Raw genomic sequence first — 21023 nt, 5'->3', positions numbered from 1 at the left:
CTCCAAACGCCACGCCAGGCTGGGCTGGGCTTGGCTGATCCGACCTGGGACTTTCAGAGGTCCGAGCCCTTGTGGTCACCCGAATGCGCGGCCACCGAGCCGGTGTGATGTGGATGGTATCGGCCGGGGTAGATTTCGTTGAGTTTGCGGCCATCTTCGCCGGCGGCCATCAGATCGCCGGTATGCATGGCTTGGGCGAGCTCCTCCTTGACCTGGTCTCGGGTCTTGCTGGCCTGTGCCACCTTGGCGGGATACAGGTTGGGCTGCAGTTCGTTCAGCGTGGCGCCAGACTCGCCCGCAGCAAGCATGTCGCCGGAGCGCACGGCCTGTTGCAGTTCGCCCAGGACCTGATCCCTAGTCTTGCCCTGACCGGGCGTCATTTGATAGCGACCCGAGTTCAGCTCGTTGACGCGAGCGCCGATCTCGCCGCCCGCCATGATGTCTCCGGTGCGAAGAGCCTGAGCGAGCTCGGCTTTAACCTCTTCGCGGGTCTTGGACTTTGCGCCGTGGTCGGCATCGAACGCAAATGCGGGGGCCGCGCTCAGCGCGAGGATGATGATGGTGGTCTTCAGTTTCATAGTAATTCCTTGTTCGGTTGGTTGGAAAACCAGGGTTGACGTGGTGCCCTCATCTAGGTCATGGGCCCTGAAGCTCCCGCTGAGAATTCAGGCAGTGCACTTCTTTAACACCACGAGACAAGTCTAGAAATCTGCGAGGGACACCGCAGTGACCGCAGCATTACCGTTTTGACAGCATCGTGTCTTGCTGTATCAATTGCGAGAACTACAGGCGTTCAAGTCGTTCAAGCAACCGAGTGACAGCGGCGGCATCCAGCCCCGTCTTGCCATTGACCAGGAAAAGCTCCGAGCAGAAAGGCCGGTACAGCCACGGCCGGTCGTCGACCGCGATCCATGTGGCGTGTCCGGGCCTGTTGACCCGCATCCAGCCCAGGCACTCTGCTTCCCGCTCGAATGGCATGACTTTGTGAGGCAGATCCTGCAGGGCTGTATAGGCCGGTGTAACTGCGATGATGCGCCGCGCCAGTGCCTCCGGAAATCGTGCCTTCAAGGTAGACAGGCCCATCGTGTGGCGCCAGGTGCTGCTGACGACAATGTCCAGATCGCCGCGCTGGCCACAAGCGCTTGCCAGATGGTGCACGCACTCGAAATGCCGGGACTCATGGCAGAACTCGGGATGTAGTACCCCGTCGAAATCCAAGAATAGGACCGGCATGGATGTTTGACCGCGCCGAGCGAGCCGGGTTCCTTCCTGCCGCTACCGAAAATCCGCGATCACCTGGACCTTGCGCAAACTGTCCAAGGGTGTTCCGAGCGCCGAGCGCGCATAGCAGGTGCCCGAGGTCAGCTCGTACACGTCCGCGGTCTGCCCCTCGGCATCCGGTTCCTCTGCTTCCCATAGCGCAGCAAGCGGTTCGAGCTTCCATCCCGTTCCGCCATTCATGTGCGCAGGCGACACCAGGCTCACCGAGGTCACCTCGCATTCATCGGATGCCTGCGTCTCCATGAGCCGCAGCAAGTCGTCCACCCCGGAGAGGAGCATGTCGCTGGTCTCTTTCAGCGTCGAGTTCTTGCGCAACTGCACCATGAACCAAGGGACGCTCACTGCCAACTCGACTGCGGACCAATAGGTGATCTCACTGCTCTGAATCCACTTTGACATGGGGTGGGTATTCGAGCTGTGCGTGAGAAACATGAGTGGAATTGGCCGTGAATGAACACTATAGATTGTAGTCTTATGGTGTTCATTCCTTGGTAATCGAGGAATGTCCTCCGCCAAGGTGATCCACAACAAGCTGCCAGCTGCCCTCAAGGCGGCTCGTGCAGCGCGTGGCCTCACGCAGGAAGATTTTGGACTGGTTTCAAGCCGGACCTATCTGAGCGTGCTGGAACGCGGCATCCAAAGTCCCACGCTCGCCAAGCTTGAGCTGTTGGCGCAGACCCTGAAGATCCATCCGCTCACGCTGCTGACCATGGCATATGCCGAGTCTGCACGTCCCGAGGATGTGCAGAAAACACAGCAACTGGTCCTTCGAGAAATCTCGGAACTCGGCTAATTTGCTTCAAGGTCCTGGTGCGAATAATGCGCACATCGAAAGACTGGAGATGGTCGCGATTGCCAAGACACAGGGCTTGGGATTGGAGGGCTGGGAAAATAAAGAGCGAGGGGCCCAAGGGAAGGCAACTGGACCGAAGTACAGCCCCCGCTGTGCTGCGTTATTTTCGGCACTCGCATGCCGCAGTTGATGCCAAGTTCACATTTCTAGAACAGTGACTACTCAGGAACTGCGCCCCAGTCTTGGTGCCAGCCGCACATAGACTAACTCGCTTACCAGCTCCACCAGCGTCTGCGCAACGATGACCGCAGGCAAGATCGGGATGGCCCCAGGAACCGCGAGCGCAAGCGGCAGGATGACCAGGGAATTGCGTGTGCTGGCACTGAACGCGACAGCGCGGCCGGCAGTAGCTTCCAATCTGAAAACCCGGGCGACTATCCAGCCCAGCAGAGGCGCCAAGATTGCAAACGCGACGTAGATGGGCACCACGGCCAGCGCAGAACCGGTTGCCGGACCCAGCTGCGGGACTACGGCCGCGATCACAATGAACAACACCAGTGCGGTCGATGGGACGGGCAGCAACCCAAGAAGCGCAGAGGCACGCGCACCAAGGGCAGTCTTGACCGCCCATCCCTGGGTCAAGGCTGCCAGCACGAGCGGCACGGCGATCAGCCACAGGAAAGCGTGGATGAAAGGGCCCGCCCTGACGAGGCGCGAAGCGTCTTCACCCAGGAACAAGCCCAAGTAACCGGGCAGCAGAGTCATCTGCGCGATGAGCAAGGTGGGCGTCGCAGCCAGCAGCAGGCGCGAGTCGGCTCGGCCCAGATGGGCGAACGTCACCACGTAGTCGATGCACGGCGTGAGCAGCACCAGCAGCACGCCCAGCCGAAGCATGGGGTCGGCGGGCAGGAACTGGATCAGCCCTGCGACCAGCAGCGGGATGACGATGAAGTTGGCGACCAGCAGTGCGCAAAGAAACCGCACCTGGCCAAACGCACGCCGCAGCTCGGCGACAGGGACCTGCAGGAAAGTGACGTACAGCATCAGCGCCAGGGCTGGGTTGATAGCACCTTCGAGCACCGCAGTACCGGGGATGACCAAGGCGACGACCGTGGCAACGACCACCGCCACGAAGTAGATCGAAATCTGGTGCCTCTCAAGGGCATCCCTGGTGTTCTGCATGCGCAATGGTTCTCGGGTCAAGCTTGGCAAAGGTGTCTGCTGCAGGACAGGAGATCGCGCAGCGGCCGTAGTATCGCAATGCTAGGCAAAACCTTTCTGCAATGCCCGTACGCGCAAGCCCGATCTTTCGCTGATGGCGTCAGCCAGCCGGTTTGAACAGGTTCTTCAAGGTGTCGCCCAACCCATAGTGAATGCTGCAGCCGTAGGCCTGGGACTTTGGCTTGCTCACGGGCTTGCCGGCCAGTGACTCGCCGAGGGCCTGGCTCGCGTAGTTGGTCGCCGTCTTGATGTATTCGGGTTTGGTGCTGGGCTTCCGGCGAACAGCAAACGCCAGAGCAACAGATGCCGAAGTTTGGTCATAGCGGTCACGAGCCTAGACAGCACAGCCGCAACCGCTGCCCGCGCAGCTTCGCGTGGGGAGAATGGACGCAGCCCCGCGAAAGTGGTCGTAGATCGTCGCGGCGGATGCGCCGGCATCCGATGGCCCAGTGATCGACAGCTCGACGGCATCGTCGTCCTCAGTCAGGTCGAAGACGAGGAACGGGCAGCACTGGCGCTCCAGCTCCACGATGCTTCGGAGTTCGGCACGCGCTGCATGGGCGTACCGCAGCCGCAGTGTTCGACCCTCCCGCCGCTCGGATTCAAATGGCGCTGGGCAAGGCCTGCAATGCGGCCAAGCCGGCTTGAGAGGCTGTCGCTGTCCATGCTGCATGCCATGGAGATCGTGGTTGTGGCGGTACTCACAGTGACCCCCCCGTCGAGGGGTGATCGTACTTTCCGTGCAAATTGGTGCGCTTCGCGAAAAAAGTTCTTTCAAAAACAACCACTTGTGAATGTCTGAATTTCCGGCGCGCCGTCCTTTGCGTGCAGATTGGTGCGCTTTGAGGGTTGCGGCTCCCTTTCATCAGATGTCACCGCCATCGTCCCACCGGGCTCAGTTCGGTTTGACGGTCTATGCCTAAATTGGCATAATCACCACTAATGTCCACCCAGCCGCGCAAACCGCTCAAATGGGTCGGCTCGGCCAAGCGGGATCTAGACGGAATGCCCGAGGACGTCCAAGACGTGTTCGGCCATGCGATCGACCTGGCGCAAGCCGGTGGCAAGCACCCGGACGCCAAGGCGCTGAGCGGGTTTGGTTCCGCCGCGGTTTTGGAAGTGGTCGAGGATTTCCGGAGCGACACGTTCCGGGCGGTCTACACGGTCAAGTTCGCGGGCTGGGTCTATGTGCTGCACTGTTTTCAGAAGAAGTCCAAGAGCGGCATCAAGACGCCGAAGGAGGACCTGGACCTGATCAAGGCACGGCTGAAGGCTGCGGTGCAGGATTTTGAGGCTTGGCAAGCAAAGCAAGGAGTAAAGCGATGAGCCAGAACAGCCACATCACCATCGAAGAAGGCAGCACCAACGTCTACGCGGACCTGGGCTATGCCGACGCTGCGGAAATGCAGCGCAAGTCGCAGCTCGCGGCTGAGATTGCCCGCGCCATCAAGGCGCGACGCCTGACGCAACAGGGAGCCGCCGCGCTGCTGGAAATCGATCAGTCCAAGATCTCCCGCATCACGCGCGGCCAGTTTCGCGGGGTCAGCGAGGCGAAGCTGCTGGAACTGGTGGCCAAGCTGGGGCATGACGTGAAGATCGTGGTCGGTCCAGTACGGCGGCGTGCCGGTAAGATCGAGCTGCAGTTCGCCTGACGCTGCGACCCGTCAAGATCGCCGGGCTGCGAAAGCCTCCCCCATCTGCCGCGCCCGCTTAACCTCGTCGCCGTGCAGGTAGATTGAGGTCGTCGAAATCGATGCGTGCCGCAGGTTGTCGCGCACGGTGGTCAATTCGGCCCCGCGCGCCAATGCATGCGTAGCATGGGTGTGGCGCATCCAATGTGGGCTGGCACGGCGCAGTTTCTCGGCCGTGGCCGGGCTGTCCTTCTCAATGACTTCGGCGACCTTTGTGAAAAAGCGTCGCATCACACTCCACAGCCGCGTCGCGGTGATGCCCGCTGTACTCTCTTGATCGAGGCTGCCAATGAGCGGTGCCAGCGGATCCCATCGCGCGGGCGTGATCGGCAGCTTGCGCTGCATCAGATACCGGTCCAGCGCCGCACAAGCCAGTGGCGGCAGCGCCACCTTGCCGGCCTTACTGCCCTTGCCCACCAGGTGCAGCCAGCGATCACCATGCGCATCGGTCTCGATCTGTCCCAGCGTGGCGCCGACCAGCTCCCCGATGCGCAGGCCCGTGGCGTAGGCGAAGTCCAGCACGAAGCGCAGGCGCTGCGCCGCCGGTGCCTGCCATCCATGTCCCCATTCCAGGCCTTCGGCGACCGCTTGGATCACTGACCATTCGCCTTCGCCGAAGACCCGGGTGACGGCCAGCGATTCGGAGCGCGATGCGCCGCGCACCTTGATGCCGGCGAACGGGTTGGCCAGCAGGTAGCGCTGCTGGATCAACCAGCGGAACATGGCGCCCACCACCGACAGCGCGTAGGCCACCGATCGGGCTGACAGTCCACCGATGAACGGCCGCCACTCGGGCGACGAGCGCGGCCGCGCCGGGCCGATCCAGCGGGCCCTGGGCGCTGGGTGTCGCAAGAAGGCGCGAAAGGCGACCGCGTCTTCTGTGGTGAGCGAGGACAGCGCCCGGCCGCGCTCCACAACGGCCCACAGAATCAGCCGCTCGGCCTCCTTGCGGTAGGCCCGCTGGGTTGCAGCCGATTCGTGCAGCGCCAGCCAAGCCTGCACCGCCTCGTAGTCGTTGTTTGCGTCCAGCGTGCAGGTGGCCTTGGGTGCGCGGAAGGTGCCCCGCGAGCCGTCGACCTCATGGGGCACGCGCAGCCTTTCCCAGGGCGCCACATCATCTTGAGCGCCGATGGGCACCAGCGCGCGGGCTTGCTGCGTGAGGTGCGCGTGCGCGGCGAAGAAGGCTTCGATCTGCCTGGCGCTGGCCGCGCCCAAGCCGGGAATGCCCGTCCACCAGCGCCGGCGCCGCGGAATTCGCACCGTCAGATCGGCCAGGGTCTTGAAGCCATGGGCTTTCATGGCGCCGGCGGCACGCGCCGGCAGCCAGCGCTCGAGGTCGTCCGTCACCATGGGCGCGGGCACCGGCAGATGCCGCAGCGTCTCGATCGCATCCATCACGGCGCGGGCGCGCTGCGCGCGTTCCGCCGCCGAGTGTTCGAGCAGGCTGGCCAGGTCTTCCCGGTGCCGCTGGCGCGCATGCTTGGTCAGCTGCCGGCGGATGTCGCCCAGCATTGCGCGAGAGGACTGGCCGTCCGCCCTGTCCACCCCAAGATATTGGGCAACGGCCGCTCGCGCACCCAGGCCCGCGTACCAGGCGCGCAGCGCCGCGAGGGCCGCGGTGCCGGGGAATTCCTTTTCCGCATTCGCCGGCTTGGAGACTCGGGTACTTTTCACGATCGCCAGTTTAGCGGAATGACATGACTATGGCGATAAGAAAGATTATCTCAATAGCATTGTCAATGAACGCGTCATGAGGCCGATGCAGTTCGTGGCGGCTCTATCGTTCCGAGCTACCGCTAGGTGCATGCCCTTTGCGGTAGTCAAGGCAGTCCTGGGGGCGTTCCGGTGCGCCTCTCATACCCTGCCTCAGACATGCCTATGCGGCTTTGTACGAGCCCCTGCGGCAGGAACCACATCGGCCCTGCTGTGCCGCGCCTCGACAATCCGGCACTTGGTTCCGAGGCCATCGCACCTGCCGCGCAGATCGGTCAAATCGGCGAGCAGCCCCTTGAGCTCCGTCAGGTGGGTGCGGACATGACCGATGTGCTCATTCAGTGCAAGATTCGCCGCTCGGTAATCTGCTTTCCTGCGCAAAGCCAAGCTCAGCAGTGTTCGAACCTCTTCGAGCGACATGTCCATCGCCCGGCACAAGCAAATGAAGCGCAGCTGGTGGATGTCCTCGCCGGTGTATTGGTCATGCGGGTGATCGACGACAACTTCAAGACGATCGTCCAACTCCTGTCGACTGCTTGGCTATTTCTTGGATTGGCAATATTGCTCATTAGGCGAGTACCCGTGCCATTGCCAAGCTCGAAGCATCCTGATGTGCCGGGCGCTATGCGGCTGCTTTGGTGGGCTTTTTCCTGGCCTTGGTATTGCACGAGAAAATAGACTTGGAGCGAATCGCTTTGTTTTCAACATCGCTCAACTGTGCCTCAGCTGTAGGAGTGCGCCTGCGCGGTGAGACCGCGACGGCGGCTAGCGTAGCGGCAATGCCTGTGCAACTGGGGAGTCCCTCGGCGAAAAGGGCTGTAACATGCAATGGCACGTGACGAGCAGACAAAAACCCCTTTCCGAGCGACTCTCGAGACGTGCTCGCCCCTGTCGCAACGGGGGAACTTAGCCATGGATACCTTGCATTTGACGCGCCGCAAATGGGTTGTGGGATTTGGACTGGCGCTGGTCGCGACCGCGGCGTGCATCGCTGAGCCTTCCGCCAGCGACTTCATCTCTGGCCGGATCGTCAAGATCGATCACGAGGCAGGCAAGATCACCCTGCAGCACGATGCCATTCCCTATCTGCACCTTCGGGCCGGGACGACGACCTTCAGGTTCGTTGAGGCGAAGTGGCTGATTGGCAGGCGCGACGGGGACCGGGTCCGCTTTCAGGCGGATCGGTTCGATCTCAGCCTGAGAATGACGGCACTGATCTACGTGCCATCCTGAAACGCAACGAGGCGGACTCGCCGCCTCGCTCAAGTGCTGCGTAAGCAGCTTACTTCCTCTGTTGTCCGCCCGACGTATCGCGGTGTCCGTGCGGGTCCAGGTCCCCGGGTTTGTGGCCCTCGTGCGGATGATGGGCGCCAGGCTCTTCCGTTGTGCCTGTTGGTGGAGCGCTTTTGTCGCGGTGGCCTTGGGGATCCAGATCACCTGGAACGTGGCCTTGGTGCGGATGATGGGGGCCGGGTTTCTCGGCGGGTTGATTGGCCATGATTTGCTCCTTGGATTGAAGGGCCAACCTTAGCGCTACCGCACTTCCTGGGTGGTAGGACGGCATCCCGAAATTGCGAAGAGCTGGCGGTAGCGCGTTTACTCAGCCGTTGCGCCCGACGGTATCAGGACCTGACCCCCGGCGTGCCGCCGCCTGCGGATCGTGCCCATGAATCGTGGCCTCCAGTTTCCTGACGGCGCGCCAGGCGGCCGGCCCCGACAGCATGAATAGGACGGCGGCAAGCCCGAGGTACAACCATCCCAGCATAGTCAGCGAAGCGATCGCCTTGGCGGCATCCGCGCGATAAACAAAGGCCAGGACAATTTGAACCGAGAAAAGGGCCGCAAGCACGACCGCCGACAGCAGGCTGAAGCGCAACCGCAGCAGTAGGGCCACCCCGAACAGCGACTGTGCCGCGGTCAGGAAGAATTCCTCGTGCTGCCGCGCGTCCAGCGGCAACGACGCAATCGCTCCGGCGCCGACGCTCATCGCCAGCGGCAGCATGCCCACCAGCAGGGTCCACTGGTTGATCTTGTCGCTGATCATAGTTGTGAGCCCGCCCTCGGCGCGCCCCGAAAGGACGAACAGGATGGCGATGACGACTGCCGGCGCCTCGCTCGCCAAGGGTGCAAGCCACTGGATCAGCAGGAACTCGTCGATGCCCAGGATGCGCCCTGAGGCGACGATGGATTCAGCGAACGGCTCGGCTGCCGCCAGGATCACGCCCGCGGCGACGATCGCCAGCCCGGCCATCCAGGCCCACTGCTTTCGCGGAGAGAGCTCCGACAGCGCCGCGGCCGGGCCGGGCTCATCGTCGGCTTCGAGGCCCGTTTCCACCTTCGGCAGCCGGCTCGTGAACCAAAGATAGGTGCCGAAAATCAGGACCAGAATGACCGTGTCAACCAGATTGATGCGGTTCTTCAGGACGATCGAAAATGCGTAGACGCTGGCCACCAATAGGAAACCCACTTCCAGCACGTTCACGCTTGCCAGTTCGATGGTGCGCTTGCGGGTGCGCCACCAATGAAGGAACACCATGAGAGGCCACGCCACGCCGACCAGCAGCCGGTTGGCGCCTGTCATATTGGCCGCGGCATAGTGCACATAGTTCGACTCAGGCGCCTTGCCAGCCTGGTACGCGTAGTACATGTCGACTGCATACTCGGGCAGGACTGTGATGAGTGCGACGAGAGCCAGTATGAGGCCCTGCGAAATGCGCTTCTCTGCGGCTTCGGCGCCCCACGAGAGCATGAAGCCGGCCGCCAGCACGGCGAGCCCGAACACGGCCGTGTCCACGACAGCATTGGGGCGCCATCCGCTGATCCGGAAGATGGCGGCCGGGACAATCGCGGCAATGGCAATGGCCAGCAGGACAAGAAACTTTCTCATTGTGGTGCTTCGCAGTACGTTGTCGGGTTTGGCCCGGCAGCCGATCTTACCCACGAGCTTGTGTGCTGTGGGGCCCTCGGCGGGCCCGACTGCGATAACTCGCGACCTCATAATCCACTGTTCACAACAGCTGGAGCTGCATAGTAGCCCAGCAGCTTGACAAGAAAAACTGGAGTGCACCCATGGCCAAAGCCGAAAAAATCCGCCTCGACATTCCCGTCCTTCTATCCGGCGTGGAAGATGTCAAGGACCTGTGCGTGGCGCGGCTCATCTCGCTGCTCTCAGGTCGCAACGGCATCAGTGAGGTGCATGTTGCCAACGCCGGGGGTTCGCAGCCGCCTCAGTTGTGCATTCACTACCGGCCCGACACGATCTCGCTGCAGCGTGTGCGCGAACTCGCTGCCTCATCGGGCGCCGAGCTGGGCGAACGCTTCGCGCATCTGGCGTTCCACACATCGACCCAGCACGCGCGCGCCGCGAGGCGCCTGAGCGACAAGATCTCCGCACTCCAGGGCGTGGTCGAGGCGGAAGTTTCAACCACGGGTTCCGTTCGCATCGAATTCGACCGGTCGCTGGTCGATGAAGCGAAGGTCAGGTCCGAACTCGAAATGCTTGGGCTTCCCCTGAAGCCAGCGAGCTCGGCCCCGGCGAAACACGGTGAAGGCGTGCATTCGCACGACGGCCGTGCGCATGAGGGCGGCCATGCGCACGATGACGCGCCAACGCCGCACCAGGGTCATGCGCATGCCGAGCACGGTCACGATGACCATGCCGACGGGAAGGACCATGACCACGACCATGCGGATCACGCCGGCGCGGGCCATGCCCATGACCATGGCGGGCCCTTCGGAGAAAAGTCCGAATTGATCTTTGCGTTGCTGGCCGGCCTCATGGTGCTCATCGGCTGGCTGCTGGCGTGGCGCGACCTCGCGCCCGAACTCGTCAGCAAGGGCTTCTACATTGCCGCGTATGTCTTCGGCGGCTACTACACGCTAAAAGAGGCGATCGAAAACATCCGCGCGAAGCGCTTCGAGATCGACACGCTGATGCTCGTTGCCGCCGCCGGCGCGGCCGCACTCGGTCAATGGGCCGAAGGAGGCCTGCTCCTGTTCCTGTTCAGTCTTGGCCACTCGCTGGAACATTACGCCATGGGGCGAGCGCGCAAGGCGATTGAAGCGCTGGCAAAACTCGCGCCCGAAACTGCGCTGGTGAAACGGCCCGACGGCAGCACGGAGCAGGTCGCGGTGGCGCAACTCGCCGTGGGCGACGTGGTGCTCGTCAAGCCGAACGAGCGGCTGCCCGCCGACGGCTTCGTGGTACGTGGCGAGTCAAGCGTGAACCAGGCCCCCGTCACCGGTGAAAGCGTGCCCGTGGACAAGCGGCCGGTCGACGATTCCCAGGCGGCGTTGCGGGCGTTCGAGAAGGTTGCCGCACTGCACAAGGTGTTCGCAGGCACGATCAATGGACCCGGCGCTATCGAAGTCATGGTGGCCCGTGCCTCGACGGAGTCCACGATGGCACGCGTTGTCAAGCTGGTCACCGAAGCTCAGACGCAGCGCTCACCCACGCAGAATTTCACCGACAAGTTCGAACGGATTTTCGTTCCCGTCATCCTCATTGGCGTGGTTCTTCTGCTGTTCGCCGGCTTCGTCATCGACGAGCCGTTCAGCACAACTTTCTACCGGGCCATGGCCGTGCTCGTGGCGGCCAGCCCCTGCGCACTGGCGATTTCGGTGCCTAGTGCCGTGCTGAGCGGCGTGGCTCGCGCCGGGCGCAGCGGCGTGCTGGTCAAAGGCGGCGGCCCTTTGGAGAACCTGGGCACCCTGACGGCGATTGCGTTCGACAAGACGGGGACACTCACGGAAGGCAAGCCCCGGCTGACGGACGTGGTTGCCGGCCCCGGTTCGAGCGAATCGGAGTTGCTGACGGTCGCGCTGGCGGTGGAGCGGCACAGCGACCATCCGCTGGCCTCCGCGATAGTCGAAGGCGCACAAAAGCGACTGACTTCAGGCAGCCCCGAACCCGGCGTCGAATCGGTGCAGAGCATCACTGGCCGGGGCGTATCGGCACGAGTTGCCGGGGAAATGTTGCATGTGGGCAAGGCCGCCATGTTCTCCGAGATCGGCGGGGCGCCAATGCCGCCAGAGGTGGCTCGCGCCAACGAGGCGCTCATCGCCCAGGGACGCACGACCATGGTCGTGCGCCTGGGAGAGCGCTACCTGGGTGTGCTCGGCGTCATGGATACGCCCCGGCCGGCCGCAGCGGGCGTGATGCGAGCCCTTAAGGAGCTCGGAATCGAGCGCCTGATCATGATCTCTGGCGACAACCAGCGCGTTGCCGAAGCCGTGGCGCAGAGTGTCGGCCTCACTGAAGCGCAGGGTGACCTGATGCCGGAACACAAGGTGGATGCCATCAAGAAGTTGCTTGAGAAGGGAAGGGTCGCGATGGTGGGCGATGGGGTCAATGATGCGCCGGCCATGGCGAACGCGACCGTGGGCATCGCGATGGGCGCGGCCGGCTCAGATGTAGCGCTGGAGACCGCGGACGTGGCGCTGATGGCCGACGACCTGAGCCAGCTGCCTTTCGCGGTCGCACTGTCGCGGCGCACGGCGCGGGTGATCCGCCAGAATTTGTGGGTGAGTTTGGGGGTTGTGGCCGTGCTGATCCCGGCAACCATCTTTGGGCTGAACATTGGCACGGCTGTTCTGTTCCACGAAGGATCGACGTTGCTCGTGGTGGTCAACGCGCTGCGCTTGCTGGCATTCGAAGGTGTGCCTTCCGTCGGTGCCGCGGTTCCACAAGCAGCGCCCGCCACTGCCTCCTGAGACCCAGTCGCTAGCCCTTGTTCGCGTTTGCCGCCTTCGCAGGTACGGCCTTCTCGGCCTTCTTTTCTGCCTTCATGTCGGCCTTGGCGGACTCGTGCGCTGCCTTCGCCTCCTTCTTGCAGGTGGCTTGGGCAGCGCCCTTTTGGTCCTCGCACTTTTCCTTGGCCACGTCATAGGTGGCATTTGCCTTGGCGGACTTCACATCAGCCTCGTTCTTCGGGCTGGGCCTGAAGCGCTGCTCCAGCTCGGCCTTGGCGATCTTCTCCCTGCCTTTGGCTTCGGCCTTGCAGATGTCCCGGGCGTTGTCCTTCATCGCTGCGCAGGCCTTCTTGTCCGCCTTGGCGGTGGCTTCGACCTTTTTCATCTCGGCCTTGTGCTCGTCGTTGGTGAGCGCGAGCGCCGCGGTACTGCCCACGGCAAAGCAGGCGGCGACGAGTGAGATTAGCTTGTGGTTCATTTTGGGGGCCTTCTGGTGGCAAAGTTGACTGGGCTCGCGTGGATAGGTCAGCGGCGATAGGGATCGTTCGGATACGCATCGCGGCGGTTGGGCACTCCGTCCCCGTCACGATCACGCTGGTCGCGGTGGCCCTCGCGGTCGGTGTCGCGCCGATAGGTGCCGCCGTAGTAGTACGGCTGGCTGCGGTAGTAGCCGCCGCTGTAGTAGGGCGAGTTGTCGTAATGAGCGCCGGTTCCGTACGAGCCGCCGCCGCCATAGGCGACGCAGCCGGAAAGGCCCGCAACGGCCAACAGGGCGATAAGCAGTTTCATTGCAACTCCTTGGCGGACAAAAGGCCCGGTTACTTTCATTAGAGGGCTCTACCATGTCGGATAGCTGTCGGGGATGTGCTCGTTTGTGCGTGGGACGTAACCGACCGCCGCCGCGCAGGCGTTCTGACTAGGGCTGGAGAGCCGCCCGTTGCTGCACCAGTGCGTTCAACCGCACCTCTGCCTGTGCCTGCGCAGTCTGCAAGAGCTGCTGACGACGGAAGTATTCGGACGTGAGCCGTCGCCCCTGGCGATCACCCTCCTGCACCGCTGCTCCTCGCCGGGCCTGTTCTCGGGCCTGTTCGGCCACGGACGCTGCCACGGGAATGTGCTGATCCAACTCAGCGGCGCGCGCCGCTCGGGCATCGAAGTCGCGCAGCATTTGTTCTCGGCGCTTGACCGCCGAAATTTCGGCAGCCTGAGCTGCCTTGGGATTGGCCGGGTGCGGTTCGACCGCTAATGGCTCCGCGCGGGTACCCGGAATCGGTTTGTCCGAATACGACACGGTGCCATCTGGCAGAACAGACTTATAGAGAATTTGCTCTGTCGCCTGTGCCAAACTGGCGCCCAAGGCAAGATACGCCAGCAAAACGCCAGGAGCAATCCGCGTGAGTCTCATGACATGATCCTTCCCATGCGCCAGTGCATGAGGCAATTATGCAGATGTCACCGCTGGGCGATGTAGGACTGCCCAGGCCGTTGCCGTGATCCGAAAGCCCTTCGTGGCTGCGAGGGCATAGAGGTGGCGACGCAGGCGCTAGGATCGTCCCTCTTAAGACTTCAGCCACTCCAGCAGCTCCGGCCCGAGCAGGGCCGCATTGAGCTCTTCGTCCGACTGAGCGACGAAGGCTTCCAGATCGCGGATGACCACCAACCCGGTGTTCCTGAAACGGCTCGCGATCGTCTTGACGAACTCGAACTTGACGTTCCGGTCTTCGCAGGCGCCTATGAAGAGGAAGTAGACCTGGTCGCCACGCCGCTGGGACTCCTCGAGCACGCGGGTGGTGCGGCCTTCGTCGTTCTTTTCGTTCTCGCCGTCCGTGATGAAGAGCACCAGGGAGCGCTTTTTCTCGTGGGTGTGGGGCGTCCCGTGCCCATGGTCGTGCGTTGGCGAGTTGAAGAGCCGCCACAGGAAACCCTTGCCCTGCGACGTCTGGTGGGCCTCCTCGCATTCCTTCCAGCCAAAGTGCTCCAGCGCTCGTTCAATCACGAAGCTGTAAGTCGTGCCGCCGTTCCAGCCGGGAACCCGCTCGACGATGTTGCGCGTGACGTAGCCTTGGGCATCCTCCGGCGTGACGCTACCCACGTAGTGCGCACTGGGTTCGCCCGAACTGAAAGTGAATACATCCATCTTACGGTCCGGGTCAAGCACGACGCAGTACGGCACGAGCCGCTCAAGGAGGAGGCTGGTCGTGCCCTCCTCGTGCTCGTGCTCGAAAGAGCCCGAGACATCGATAATCGCAGCGGTCTCCGCCTTGACGTTTGCGACCACGCCGGCCTTGTCGAGCGCGAGGCGCAGGACACTGGCCGATTTTTCTAAGTTGAGTGTGAGTTTGCCGTTCATGGTGCTCTCCTTGAAGCGCAGCGATTGATCTGATAGCCGGTTGCCAATCTCAGGGTACCCGAGAGTTGGCTCAGGCTCCGTCCGGCGTCACATGTGCCCTTTGGCTCGCAACACCTTCGGCAGCACCCACCATAGAAGGAGTAGCAGCCCCCCAGTGAGAGAGGCGAACACGATTCCGACCCCGTGACCGAACACGGTGGAAAGCACCAATTGTGTCGCCAACGTAAGTGCCATCGCGAGCAAAACCGCCCCCACGACGATCTGCCGCGTTGCCAAGCGTTTGAAACCGGCGCGGTCGGTCAGCGGGCGGATGACCCGGTGCTGCACCGCCGGTGCACTGAGCAGCACCAAGCTCAAGATAGACAGGGTGAATGTCGCGAGAAAAACCGTCTTCTCCGAAGCGACGATATTGGCGAAGCCGCTGTTGAACGGCACGGTGATGAGAAAGGCCGACAGCAACTGGGCACTGGGAAGCAACACACGCAGCTCTCCCAGCATGTCGGTCAGGTCACCGTCATCGTCGGCGGTGACGCCGACGACGGCATCAGCGGCTTTGCCGAGATCTAGCTCAATTCCTTCAGAATTCATGGGGATCTTTGTTCAAGCAGGGTTCATTGACGGGCCAGTATCTGCAGTGGCATGGTTCGCTAGCATAACGTGACGGTGCACGCCCGCGATTGCGCTTCACGCACTCCACAGCCGAGACGCGCTGCAGCGGTGACCCGTACCATAGCGCGCGAACGCCCGGTCCTGCGCTCAGTCCAAATCTTCGCGCCATATGCGACGACACTGTTCCGTCTCATCCACTTGGCAGGGGGTGCGGCAACTCTGCTGTTTTAGACAAGTTTTCTCCAGTCGCGCGGTGCAGAATCGCGGCCATGGCTGCTGCGCCCCGGTCCGACCGGTCATTGCTTTTCATAACCGGCCTGGTCCTCGTGGGCTTGATGCTCTTGGATGCGACCTCACTCGACGTCGCGCTCGCACGCGCCATGGGGGGGCGCGGAACGATTTCCGCTTCGCGACCATTGGTTCTTGACTCAGATACTCCACACGGGTGGCCGCCGCGCGGCATGGGTGCTGTCTGCGGGGTTGGCCTTGGCGGTCTGGCCAGTGGGACCGCTGCGCCGGCTCGATCGGCAGTCCCGCGTGCAGTTGGCTGTGACAACCCCACTGGTGTTCGCTGTCCGTCTCGGCCTTGAAGTGGCTCAGCCTTACTGGTTGCCCTTGGGATCTGAAGATTTTCGGAGGATGGTTGCCCTACGTGCCGCACTGGAGCGCAGTGGCCGATGGGGGCGGCGGACATTGCTTTCCTGCGGGACACGCCTCGGCCGGCTTCGCCTTTATCGGAGGCTACTTTGTTATCCCGGAACGTCGCCCCCGAACAGCGCGCATTTGGTTGCAGGACTCGCTGGCGAGCGGCCTCTTGCTCGGGCTCGCCCAGCAGTTGCGGGGTGCGCACTTTATGAGTCATACCCGCAGGGCAGCATTGGAAGCGCGAGTGACAACGGTGTTCTCCGTCTATTGCGTGCCCATTCGCGCCGGACACGTAGGACAGGAGCCAAAAGAACGCCGCCTTACCCTGTTCGAACTGCTGGGCAGGATACATTAAAGGGCATCGACCCGGCCACCCGGTCATTTCTCTTCGGTTAGATGCGTTTGCAAGGAGTGTCCTCATGGGATTTTTTGATCACCTGCGTGGAATGATGGGCGGCCATCACGGCGGTGGCCACGGCGGTGGCCACGGCGGCGGCCACCATGGCGGCTACGGCAATTACGGCGGTCCCCCGCCGGGCGGAATGCCTCCCGGCAATTACGGCGGCCAGCCTGCGCCGCCCGGGGCAGCATGCGCAAAGTGCGGCACGTTCGTGACGGCAGGCACGCGCTTTTGCCCGCAGTGCGGGGTTGCCCAGACGGCGACAAAGTGCGCCGCGTGCAGCGCCGACGTGCCGCCCGCCGCGAAGTTTTGCCCCGGGTGCGGTAAGCCCGCCGCATCCTAAAGGGCCAGCCACTGCTGCACGGTGTCCTTCGTGGACGGTGCTGCGCTGAGTGTCGGGTGGGTGACCACGCGGCCGCGCGCGTTACCTCGTCGAAGTCAGCAGCGGGCGTGCAACAAGTAAACCGCAGTAGGCTGAGGAGATGGTATGACAGACACGTTCTTCGCGATCCCATGGCGCCAGATGCTGCTCCCCGAGTTGTCGTGGGGGGAGAAGCTCGTGCGTCCGCTATTGGTTTACCTCGTGCTGTTGCTGATTTTCCGGCTTGCCAACAAGCGCGAGATGGCCAGCGCAACCGTTTTCGATTTCCTGATTGTCCTGATGATTTCCAACGTTGTGCAAAACGCGATGATTGGCAACGACAACTCGGTGCTGGGCGCGGCCGCTGGAGCCGCGATTCTGGTTATTCTCAGTTCGCTGTTGAATCGCGCTACCTCGCGAAATGTCAAGGTGCGCGCAGTTCTCGAAGGCAGTCCGGTACTGCTGGTGCAGGAGGGCAAGGTCGAAAATGAGATGATGAGAAAATTCGATGTTTCAGACAACGACCTATTGGCCGCGATTCGCAAGCAGGGGATCATTCGCCTATGCGACGTGGCGTTCGCAATTTTGGAGCTGGACGGCAGCATCAGCGTGATCAAAACGGATGACGACGTGCGGCCGCATGATTGCCTTCCTTTTGAAGTCGCCGGCAAGGAAAGCTACGCTGCCGAGGACGCACCGAAGGGCGAAACAAGAATGCAGCATGAACACAGCGAACACGATCGCGCCAAGGACGAAAAGCAGCCATCGTCCTGCTGATCCAGTGGCTTGCACCCTTGGCGAGCGAGGCGCCGGCAGTCGTCATCGCCGTCCTGTTCGTCCTTTCAGGGCGCGCCGAGGGCGGGCTCACAACCATGATCAGCGACAAGATCAACCAGTGGACCCTGCTGGTGGGCATGCTGCCGCTGGCGATGAGCGTCGGCGCCGGAGCGATTACGTCGTTGCCGCTGGACGCGCGGCAGCACGAGGAATTTTTTCTGACCGCGGCACAGTCGCTATTTGGAGTGGCCTTGTTGCTCCGGTTGCGCTTCAGCCTGCTATCGGCAGTCGTGCTGGCGGCCCTCTTTTCGGTCCAGATCGTTCTCGCCTTTGTCTATCGCGCGGATGCCGCCAAGGCCATCGCTTCGCTGACCATGCTGGGGTGGTTGTACCTCGGTCTCGCCGCCGTCCTGTTCATGCTGTCGGGGCCGGCCGCCTGGCGCGCCGTGAGGAAACTGGAGGCCACGATTCATGGGCACGATCCGCAGGCGGCGGCACGCCGGGGGTCAGGTCCTGATACCGTCGGGCGCAACGGCTGAGTAAACGCGCTACCGCCAGCTCTTCGCAATTTCGGGATGCCGTCCTACCACCCAGGAAGTGCGTTGCGCGGTTGTAGCGTGCCCCTGTATTCTTGCCATCTGCTCTCTTTGCTTTAATTTCACCATCACAGCAAGCGATACAGGCCCCCGCATCAAAGATGCCGCTGAGGGCGCATGTTTTTGTGGCCTAAATCGTGGGGTTGAACATCAGCCTGGAAAGTTTCCTGAAGTCATGACTCAGAGTTCAGAGCCCGCGACGCCCACCCGGGGGCACCTTACCAGGACGCTACGGGCCGCGGCTCGTCGGCCGCGCCCTGATGCCGTGCTGTTGGTCGCGATAATCGCGCTGCTCAACGCGGCGATTTATCAGGCTCCCCTGTACGGTTATGCGGCCGCAAGGCAAGACACGCTCAGCTTCAGCGGCGCATTGACCTTGGGGACGCTCTATGTGGTAGTGGCGTTCGTCACCGCCACCCTGCTGGCGCTTGCCGGCCTCGTCTCGCAACGACTGCTCAAACCGCTGTGCATGGCTGGCGCCATCCTGAACGCTTGCGCGCTGTATTTCATCCAGACGTACGGTGTGCTGCTGGACAAAACCATGATGGGGAACGTGGTGAACACCGACTTGGCCGAGGCTTGGTCTCTATGGCATCCAAAGCTGCTGCTCTACGTGGCCGTCTTCGGGCTGGTTCCATGCGTGCTTTTAGCTCGGATTGACTTGCGCCCCGTGCGCCGCGTCCGCCTTGCCGCATTCGCGCTGGTGGCGGTGGTGGGCGGCCTGGGCTGGATCTATGCTGCTTCAAGCACCTGGCTATGGATCGACAAACACGCGCGGTCACTCGGCGGAATGATCCTGCCATGGTCGTACACGATCAATCTCGCACGGTACCAAACGGCAAAGTGGGCGGCTGAGCGGCAAGCGGATCCCCTGCCCGACGCCACTTTCGGCAGTGACGAAAAAACGGTCGTGGTGCTCGTGATCGGCGAATCGGCGCGGGCCCGAAACTTTTCGTTGTACGGCTATGGGCGTGCGACGAATCCGCAGCTGGCAGTCTCAGGTGCCGTGGCCCTGTCGAACACCTCAGCCTGCGCCACCTACACCACGGAAGCGGTGCTTTGCATTCTTTCGCACGACGACCCGGGTTTGCGGCTGGCCGGCTCCAAGGAGCTGCTGCCCAGTTACCTGCAGCGTCATGGCATCGACGTGTTCTGGCGCAGCAACAATTGGGGTGAGCCACCCATGCGCGTGGCGAGCTATGAGCGCGCGAAAGATCTGGAGGCGGGCTGCGTCGGAAGCCTTTGTACGCAGGACGACCTGCTGCTGCACGGGCTGGAGCAGCGGATACGGAGCTCGCAGCGCGGCAAGGTCTTCGTCGTACTGCATCAGAGCGGCAGCCACGGCCCTGCATACGCCGCCAAGGTCCCGCCGTCTTTTGAGGTCTTTCGGCCGGTGTGCAAGTCGGTCGAGCTCGATCGCTGCACCCCCGAATCACTCGTCAATGCCTACGACAACACGATCCTCTACACCGATCACGTTGTGGCGCGCGCGATCCGGCTGCTGCAAGGACTGGACGGCATCCCCTCGACCCTGCTCTATATCTCTGATCATGGCGAGTCGCTCGGCGAGAACGGCCTCTACCTGCACGGCACGCCGATCGCGTTGGCACCTGACGTCCAGAAGGAGGTGCCGTTCCTTGTCTGGATGTCTGAATCCTTCAAGCGTCGCAAGCAAATAGACGAGGCACGCCTGGCGCGCGGCACCGCGCACTCCCAGGCCAATATCTTCCACAGCGTGATGGGCGCCTTCGACATGCGCGGCGGTGTGTATGCCAAGCGACTGGACATCTACGCCATCGGCGCACCTCAGTCAGACGGCCGTTGAAGAGATGTTCCGCGGCAGGTTCCGGCCGCCGCCTGGTTGGGGCGGCGGATCAACAGCGCGAACCCGGCAACAAGGCCGCACAACCCGGACAGTGCCAGGATGGCTGCGTTGCCGTTCGCCCGATGCGCCTGAAGCAGCAGCAGCAAACCCCACACACAGAGGAACGCGCCGGCTGCCTGGCGCCCCTTTCCGACCAGGAGCCAGCGCCACCAACCGGTCCGGCGGGCCAGAGCGGCACCGCTCAGTCCGGCGAGCCAACCGCCTGCGCCACCAGCCAATACATCGGCCAGCCAATGCGCGCCCACCGCGACGCGCGAGAGCGCGATCATCAGCGCAACCGTCACACCGGCAGCGAGCAGCAGTCTGGCGCGGCTCGTGCGCGGCGATGGCAGCAAAGTAGCGAGAACCGCCGCGGCCGCCGCGAACACTGTGATGCTGTGGCCGGAAGGAAAACTGTTGTAGCGCAAGGCCTCCCCGATGAGTGTGAATGACGACGCATCGAGAACGGCCGCTGGGCGGGCCCCAGCGGACCAATGCTTGCCCAGCACGGACATCAGCGCTGCTGTAGGCACCGATGCGACGACGGCGGCCCAGGCCTGCGGCTTGCGCAGCGTCAGGAGCGCCAACGCCGGCATCAGGACTGCCGCGTCTCCCAACCCAGTCAGACCGTACCAGAACCATGCAGGGAGGATCGTGGAGCCCCTGTTTACCGCCAGGAACGCCATCTGTTGGGCCGGGCAAGCCGACAGGTGTGCGACGCCTCCATCCCAAAGGATGACGCCTCCGAGCATAGCTAGGAGAGTGAGGGCAGGAAACGACCAGGCCTGCCATTGGTGAGCAGTCCAACCCATCTCTGGTCGAGTCGTGCGATTCATCGTTGGATTTAAGGAACGAAGGGCCGGGTCACCGCAAAGCGCCTCAGGGAAGTGATGGAGTCCTTCGACGTTGATGCACAGGAGCGTTGATGCAGCCACTCACCCCTCTTCGTGGCCATTTGTCCACTAGCGCATTTGCGCGGCTCACCTGCCACGAGCATTTGCTGGCGTTGCCAGAAACGATCCACCACCGGC

At 62.7% G+C, this 21023-nt stretch carries 23 protein-coding genes; 10 read left to right on the top strand and 13 right to left on the bottom strand.

Going from position 1 to position 21023, the window contains the following annotated elements:
- Positions 1-53: 53 nt before the first annotated feature.
- From F624_RS0116595 to F624_RS0116585, 3 genes are all read right to left on the bottom strand, one after another.
- A complete protein-coding gene (locus F624_RS0116595) occupies positions 54-578 on the bottom strand; it encodes a DUF4148 domain-containing protein (protein ID WP_019575450.1) in 525 nt (174 codons plus the stop codon).
- Positions 579-783: 205 nt separating this feature from the next.
- Entirely contained in the window at positions 784-1233 is a 450-nt protein-coding gene (locus F624_RS0116590; protein WP_019575449.1) for an HAD domain-containing protein, read from the bottom strand.
- Positions 1234-1275: 42 nt separating this feature from the next.
- Complete coding sequence (locus tag F624_RS0116585) at positions 1276-1680, bottom strand: hypothetical protein (protein WP_157443497.1); 405 nt, start codon at positions 1678-1680, stop codon at positions 1276-1278.
- Positions 1681-1783: 103 nt separating this feature from the next.
- On the opposite strand from F624_RS0116585, the gene F624_RS0116580 reads away from it, so the two are divergent.
- Complete coding sequence (locus F624_RS0116580) at positions 1784-2074, top strand: helix-turn-helix domain-containing protein (protein ID WP_019575447.1); 291 nt, start codon at positions 1784-1786, stop codon at positions 2072-2074.
- A gap of 222 nt (positions 2075-2296) precedes the next feature.
- Here F624_RS0116580 and F624_RS0116575 read toward each other — a convergent pair whose 3' ends face one another.
- A complete protein-coding gene (locus F624_RS0116575; protein ID WP_019575446.1) occupies positions 2297-3256 on the bottom strand; it encodes an arsenic resistance protein in 960 nt (319 codons plus the stop codon).
- 981 nt (positions 3257-4237) lie between these two features.
- Here F624_RS0116575 and F624_RS0116565 point away from each other — a divergent pair.
- Together F624_RS0116565 and F624_RS0116560 are read left to right on the top strand one after the other, a co-directional pair.
- Positions 4238-4621 carry a type II toxin-antitoxin system RelE/ParE family toxin gene (locus F624_RS0116565; RefSeq protein ID WP_011805136.1) on the top strand — a complete coding sequence of 128 codons (384 nt, stop codon included), beginning with the start codon at positions 4238-4240 and terminating at the stop codon, positions 4619-4621.
- Positions 4618-4947, top strand: a complete 330-nt coding sequence (locus F624_RS0116560; RefSeq protein WP_011805135.1) for a helix-turn-helix domain-containing protein — start codon at positions 4618-4620, stop codon at positions 4945-4947. Before F624_RS0116565 ends, F624_RS0116560 begins: the two co-directional genes overlap by 4 nt.
- Positions 4948-4959: 12 nt before the next feature.
- On the opposite strand, the gene F624_RS0116555 is transcribed toward F624_RS0116560, so the two are convergent.
- Together F624_RS0116555 and F624_RS0116550 are read right to left on the bottom strand one after the other, a co-directional pair.
- Complete coding sequence (locus F624_RS0116555) at positions 4960-6660, bottom strand: site-specific integrase (RefSeq protein ID WP_031255293.1); 1701 nt, start codon at positions 6658-6660, stop codon at positions 4960-4962.
- A 192-nt stretch (positions 6661-6852) separates the two neighbouring features.
- Positions 6853-7221 (bottom strand): MerR family DNA-binding protein, encoded by a 369-nt coding sequence (locus F624_RS0116550; protein WP_019575443.1) that lies wholly within the window; start codon positions 7219-7221, stop codon positions 6853-6855.
- A 390-nt stretch (positions 7222-7611) separates the two neighbouring features.
- On the opposite strand from F624_RS0116550, the gene F624_RS0116545 reads away from it, so the two are divergent.
- Positions 7612-7932, top strand: a complete 321-nt coding sequence (locus F624_RS0116545; RefSeq protein ID WP_067513095.1) for a copper-binding protein — start codon at positions 7612-7614, stop codon at positions 7930-7932.
- A 367-nt stretch (positions 7933-8299) separates the two neighbouring features.
- Here F624_RS0116545 and F624_RS0116535 read toward each other — a convergent pair whose 3' ends face one another.
- Positions 8300-9586, bottom strand: coding sequence for a sodium/hydrogen exchanger (locus F624_RS0116535; RefSeq protein WP_011805132.1), 1287 nt, complete (start codon positions 9584-9586; stop codon positions 8300-8302).
- Between the two features lie 182 nt (positions 9587-9768).
- On the opposite strand from F624_RS0116535, the gene F624_RS0116530 reads away from it, so the two are divergent.
- Entirely contained in the window at positions 9769-12411 is a 2643-nt protein-coding gene (locus F624_RS0116530; protein WP_019575439.1) for a heavy metal translocating P-type ATPase, read from the top strand.
- 10 nt (positions 12412-12421) lie between these two features.
- Here the strand turns inward: F624_RS0116530 and F624_RS0116525 are convergent, their stop codons facing one another.
- From F624_RS0116525 to F624_RS0116505, 5 genes are all read right to left on the bottom strand, one after another.
- Entirely contained in the window at positions 12422-12868 is a 447-nt protein-coding gene (locus F624_RS0116525; protein ID WP_019575438.1) for a hypothetical protein, read from the bottom strand.
- A 47-nt stretch (positions 12869-12915) separates the two neighbouring features.
- Positions 12916-13179 carry a hypothetical protein gene (locus F624_RS0116520; protein ID WP_019575437.1) on the bottom strand — a complete coding sequence of 88 codons (264 nt, stop codon included), beginning with the start codon at positions 13177-13179 and terminating at the stop codon, positions 12916-12918.
- Positions 13180-13306: 127 nt separating this feature from the next.
- Positions 13307-13795: a DUF4124 domain-containing protein gene (locus tag F624_RS34140; protein WP_084679544.1), complete on the bottom strand. Its 489-nt coding sequence runs from the start codon at positions 13793-13795 to the stop codon at positions 13307-13309.
- Between the two features lie 153 nt (positions 13796-13948).
- Positions 13949-14740 carry a vWA domain-containing protein gene (locus F624_RS0116510; protein ID WP_019575435.1) on the bottom strand — a complete coding sequence of 264 codons (792 nt, stop codon included), beginning with the start codon at positions 14738-14740 and terminating at the stop codon, positions 13949-13951.
- A gap of 87 nt (positions 14741-14827) precedes the next feature.
- Positions 14828-15328, bottom strand: coding sequence for a DUF6328 family protein (locus F624_RS0116505; RefSeq protein ID WP_019575434.1), 501 nt, complete (start codon positions 15326-15328; stop codon positions 14828-14830).
- 607 nt (positions 15329-15935) lie between these two features.
- Between F624_RS0116505 and F624_RS36515 the strand changes: the two genes are divergently transcribed.
- The 5 genes from F624_RS36515 to eptA all read left to right on the top strand — a co-directional run bounded on the left by F624_RS36515 (position 15936) and on the right by eptA (position 19953).
- On the top strand, positions 15936-16349 hold the full coding sequence (locus F624_RS36515; RefSeq protein ID WP_425387311.1) for a hypothetical protein: 414 nt from the start codon (positions 15936-15938) through the stop codon (positions 16347-16349).
- Positions 16350-16413: 64 nt separating this feature from the next.
- Positions 16414-16737 carry a double zinc ribbon domain-containing protein gene (locus tag F624_RS36395; RefSeq protein WP_084679543.1) on the top strand — a complete coding sequence of 108 codons (324 nt, stop codon included), beginning with the start codon at positions 16414-16416 and terminating at the stop codon, positions 16735-16737.
- Between the two features lie 144 nt (positions 16738-16881).
- A complete protein-coding gene (locus F624_RS32600) occupies positions 16882-17532 on the top strand; it encodes a DUF421 domain-containing protein (protein ID WP_019575431.1) in 651 nt (216 codons plus the stop codon).
- Positions 17533-17549: 17 nt separating this feature from the next.
- Complete coding sequence (locus F624_RS0116490) at positions 17550-18071, top strand: hypothetical protein (RefSeq protein ID WP_019575430.1); 522 nt, start codon at positions 17550-17552, stop codon at positions 18069-18071.
- Positions 18072-18393: 322 nt separating this feature from the next.
- A complete protein-coding gene (gene eptA / locus F624_RS0116485; protein ID WP_031255287.1) occupies positions 18394-19953 on the top strand; it encodes a phosphoethanolamine--lipid A transferase EptA in 1560 nt (519 codons plus the stop codon).
- Here the strand turns inward: eptA and F624_RS33485 are convergent.
- Positions 19935-20678 carry a phosphatase PAP2 family protein gene (locus F624_RS33485; protein WP_169426621.1) on the bottom strand — a complete coding sequence of 248 codons (744 nt, stop codon included), beginning with the start codon at positions 20676-20678 and terminating at the stop codon, positions 19935-19937. The two genes, eptA and F624_RS33485, sit on opposite strands and share 19 nt — an antisense overlap.
- Positions 20679-21023: the final 345 nt, after the last annotated feature.

It is taken from the genome of Curvibacter lanceolatus ATCC 14669 (assembly GCF_000381265.1).
Classification (GTDB): domain Bacteria; phylum Pseudomonadota; class Gammaproteobacteria; order Burkholderiales; family Burkholderiaceae_C; genus Curvibacter; species Curvibacter lanceolatus.
This window is presented reverse-complemented; position numbering and strand designations above follow the sequence as displayed.

Excerpts from the sequence above, each read along its gene's own strand:
- F624_RS0116595 (WP_019575450.1), bottom strand. The coding sequence starts at position 578 with ATGAAACTGAAGACCACCATCATCATCCTCGCGCTGAGCGCGGCCCCC.
- F624_RS0116590 (WP_019575449.1), bottom strand. The coding sequence starts at position 1,233 with ATGCCGGTCCTATTCTTGGATTTCGACGGGGTACTACATCCCGAGTTC.
- F624_RS0116585 (WP_157443497.1), bottom strand. The coding sequence starts at position 1,680 with ATGTCAAAGTGGATTCAGAGCAGTGAGATCACCTATTGGTCCGCAGTC.
- F624_RS0116580 (WP_019575447.1), top strand. The coding sequence starts at position 1,784 with ATGTCCTCCGCCAAGGTGATCCACAACAAGCTGCCAGCTGCCCTCAAG.
- F624_RS0116575 (WP_019575446.1), bottom strand. The coding sequence starts at position 3,256 with ATGCAGAACACCAGGGATGCCCTTGAGAGGCACCAGATTTCGATCTAC.
- F624_RS0116565 (WP_011805136.1), top strand. The coding sequence starts at position 4,238 with ATGTCCACCCAGCCGCGCAAACCGCTCAAATGGGTCGGCTCGGCCAAG.
- F624_RS0116560 (WP_011805135.1), top strand. The coding sequence starts at position 4,618 with ATGAGCCAGAACAGCCACATCACCATCGAAGAAGGCAGCACCAACGTC.
- F624_RS0116545 (WP_067513095.1), top strand. The coding sequence starts at position 7,612 with ATGGATACCTTGCATTTGACGCGCCGCAAATGGGTTGTGGGATTTGGA.
- F624_RS0116535 (WP_011805132.1), bottom strand. The coding sequence starts at position 9,586 with ATGAGAAAGTTTCTTGTCCTGCTGGCCATTGCCATTGCCGCGATTGTC.
- F624_RS0116530 (WP_019575439.1), top strand. The coding sequence starts at position 9,769 with ATGGCCAAAGCCGAAAAAATCCGCCTCGACATTCCCGTCCTTCTATCC.
- F624_RS0116525 (WP_019575438.1), bottom strand. The coding sequence starts at position 12,868 with ATGAACCACAAGCTAATCTCACTCGTCGCCGCCTGCTTTGCCGTGGGC.
- F624_RS0116520 (WP_019575437.1), bottom strand. The coding sequence starts at position 13,179 with ATGAAACTGCTTATCGCCCTGTTGGCCGTTGCGGGCCTTTCCGGCTGC.
- F624_RS34140 (WP_084679544.1), bottom strand. The coding sequence starts at position 13,795 with ATGAGACTCACGCGGATTGCTCCTGGCGTTTTGCTGGCGTATCTTGCC.
- F624_RS0116510 (WP_019575435.1), bottom strand. The coding sequence starts at position 14,740 with ATGAACGGCAAACTCACACTCAACTTAGAAAAATCGGCCAGTGTCCTG.
- F624_RS0116505 (WP_019575434.1), bottom strand. The coding sequence starts at position 15,328 with ATGAATTCTGAAGGAATTGAGCTAGATCTCGGCAAAGCCGCTGATGCC.
- F624_RS36395 (WP_084679543.1), top strand. The coding sequence starts at position 16,414 with ATGGGATTTTTTGATCACCTGCGTGGAATGATGGGCGGCCATCACGGC.
- F624_RS32600 (WP_019575431.1), top strand. The coding sequence starts at position 16,882 with ATGACAGACACGTTCTTCGCGATCCCATGGCGCCAGATGCTGCTCCCC.
- F624_RS33485 (WP_169426621.1), bottom strand. The coding sequence starts at position 20,678 with ATGGCGTTCCTGGCGGTAAACAGGGGCTCCACGATCCTCCCTGCATGG.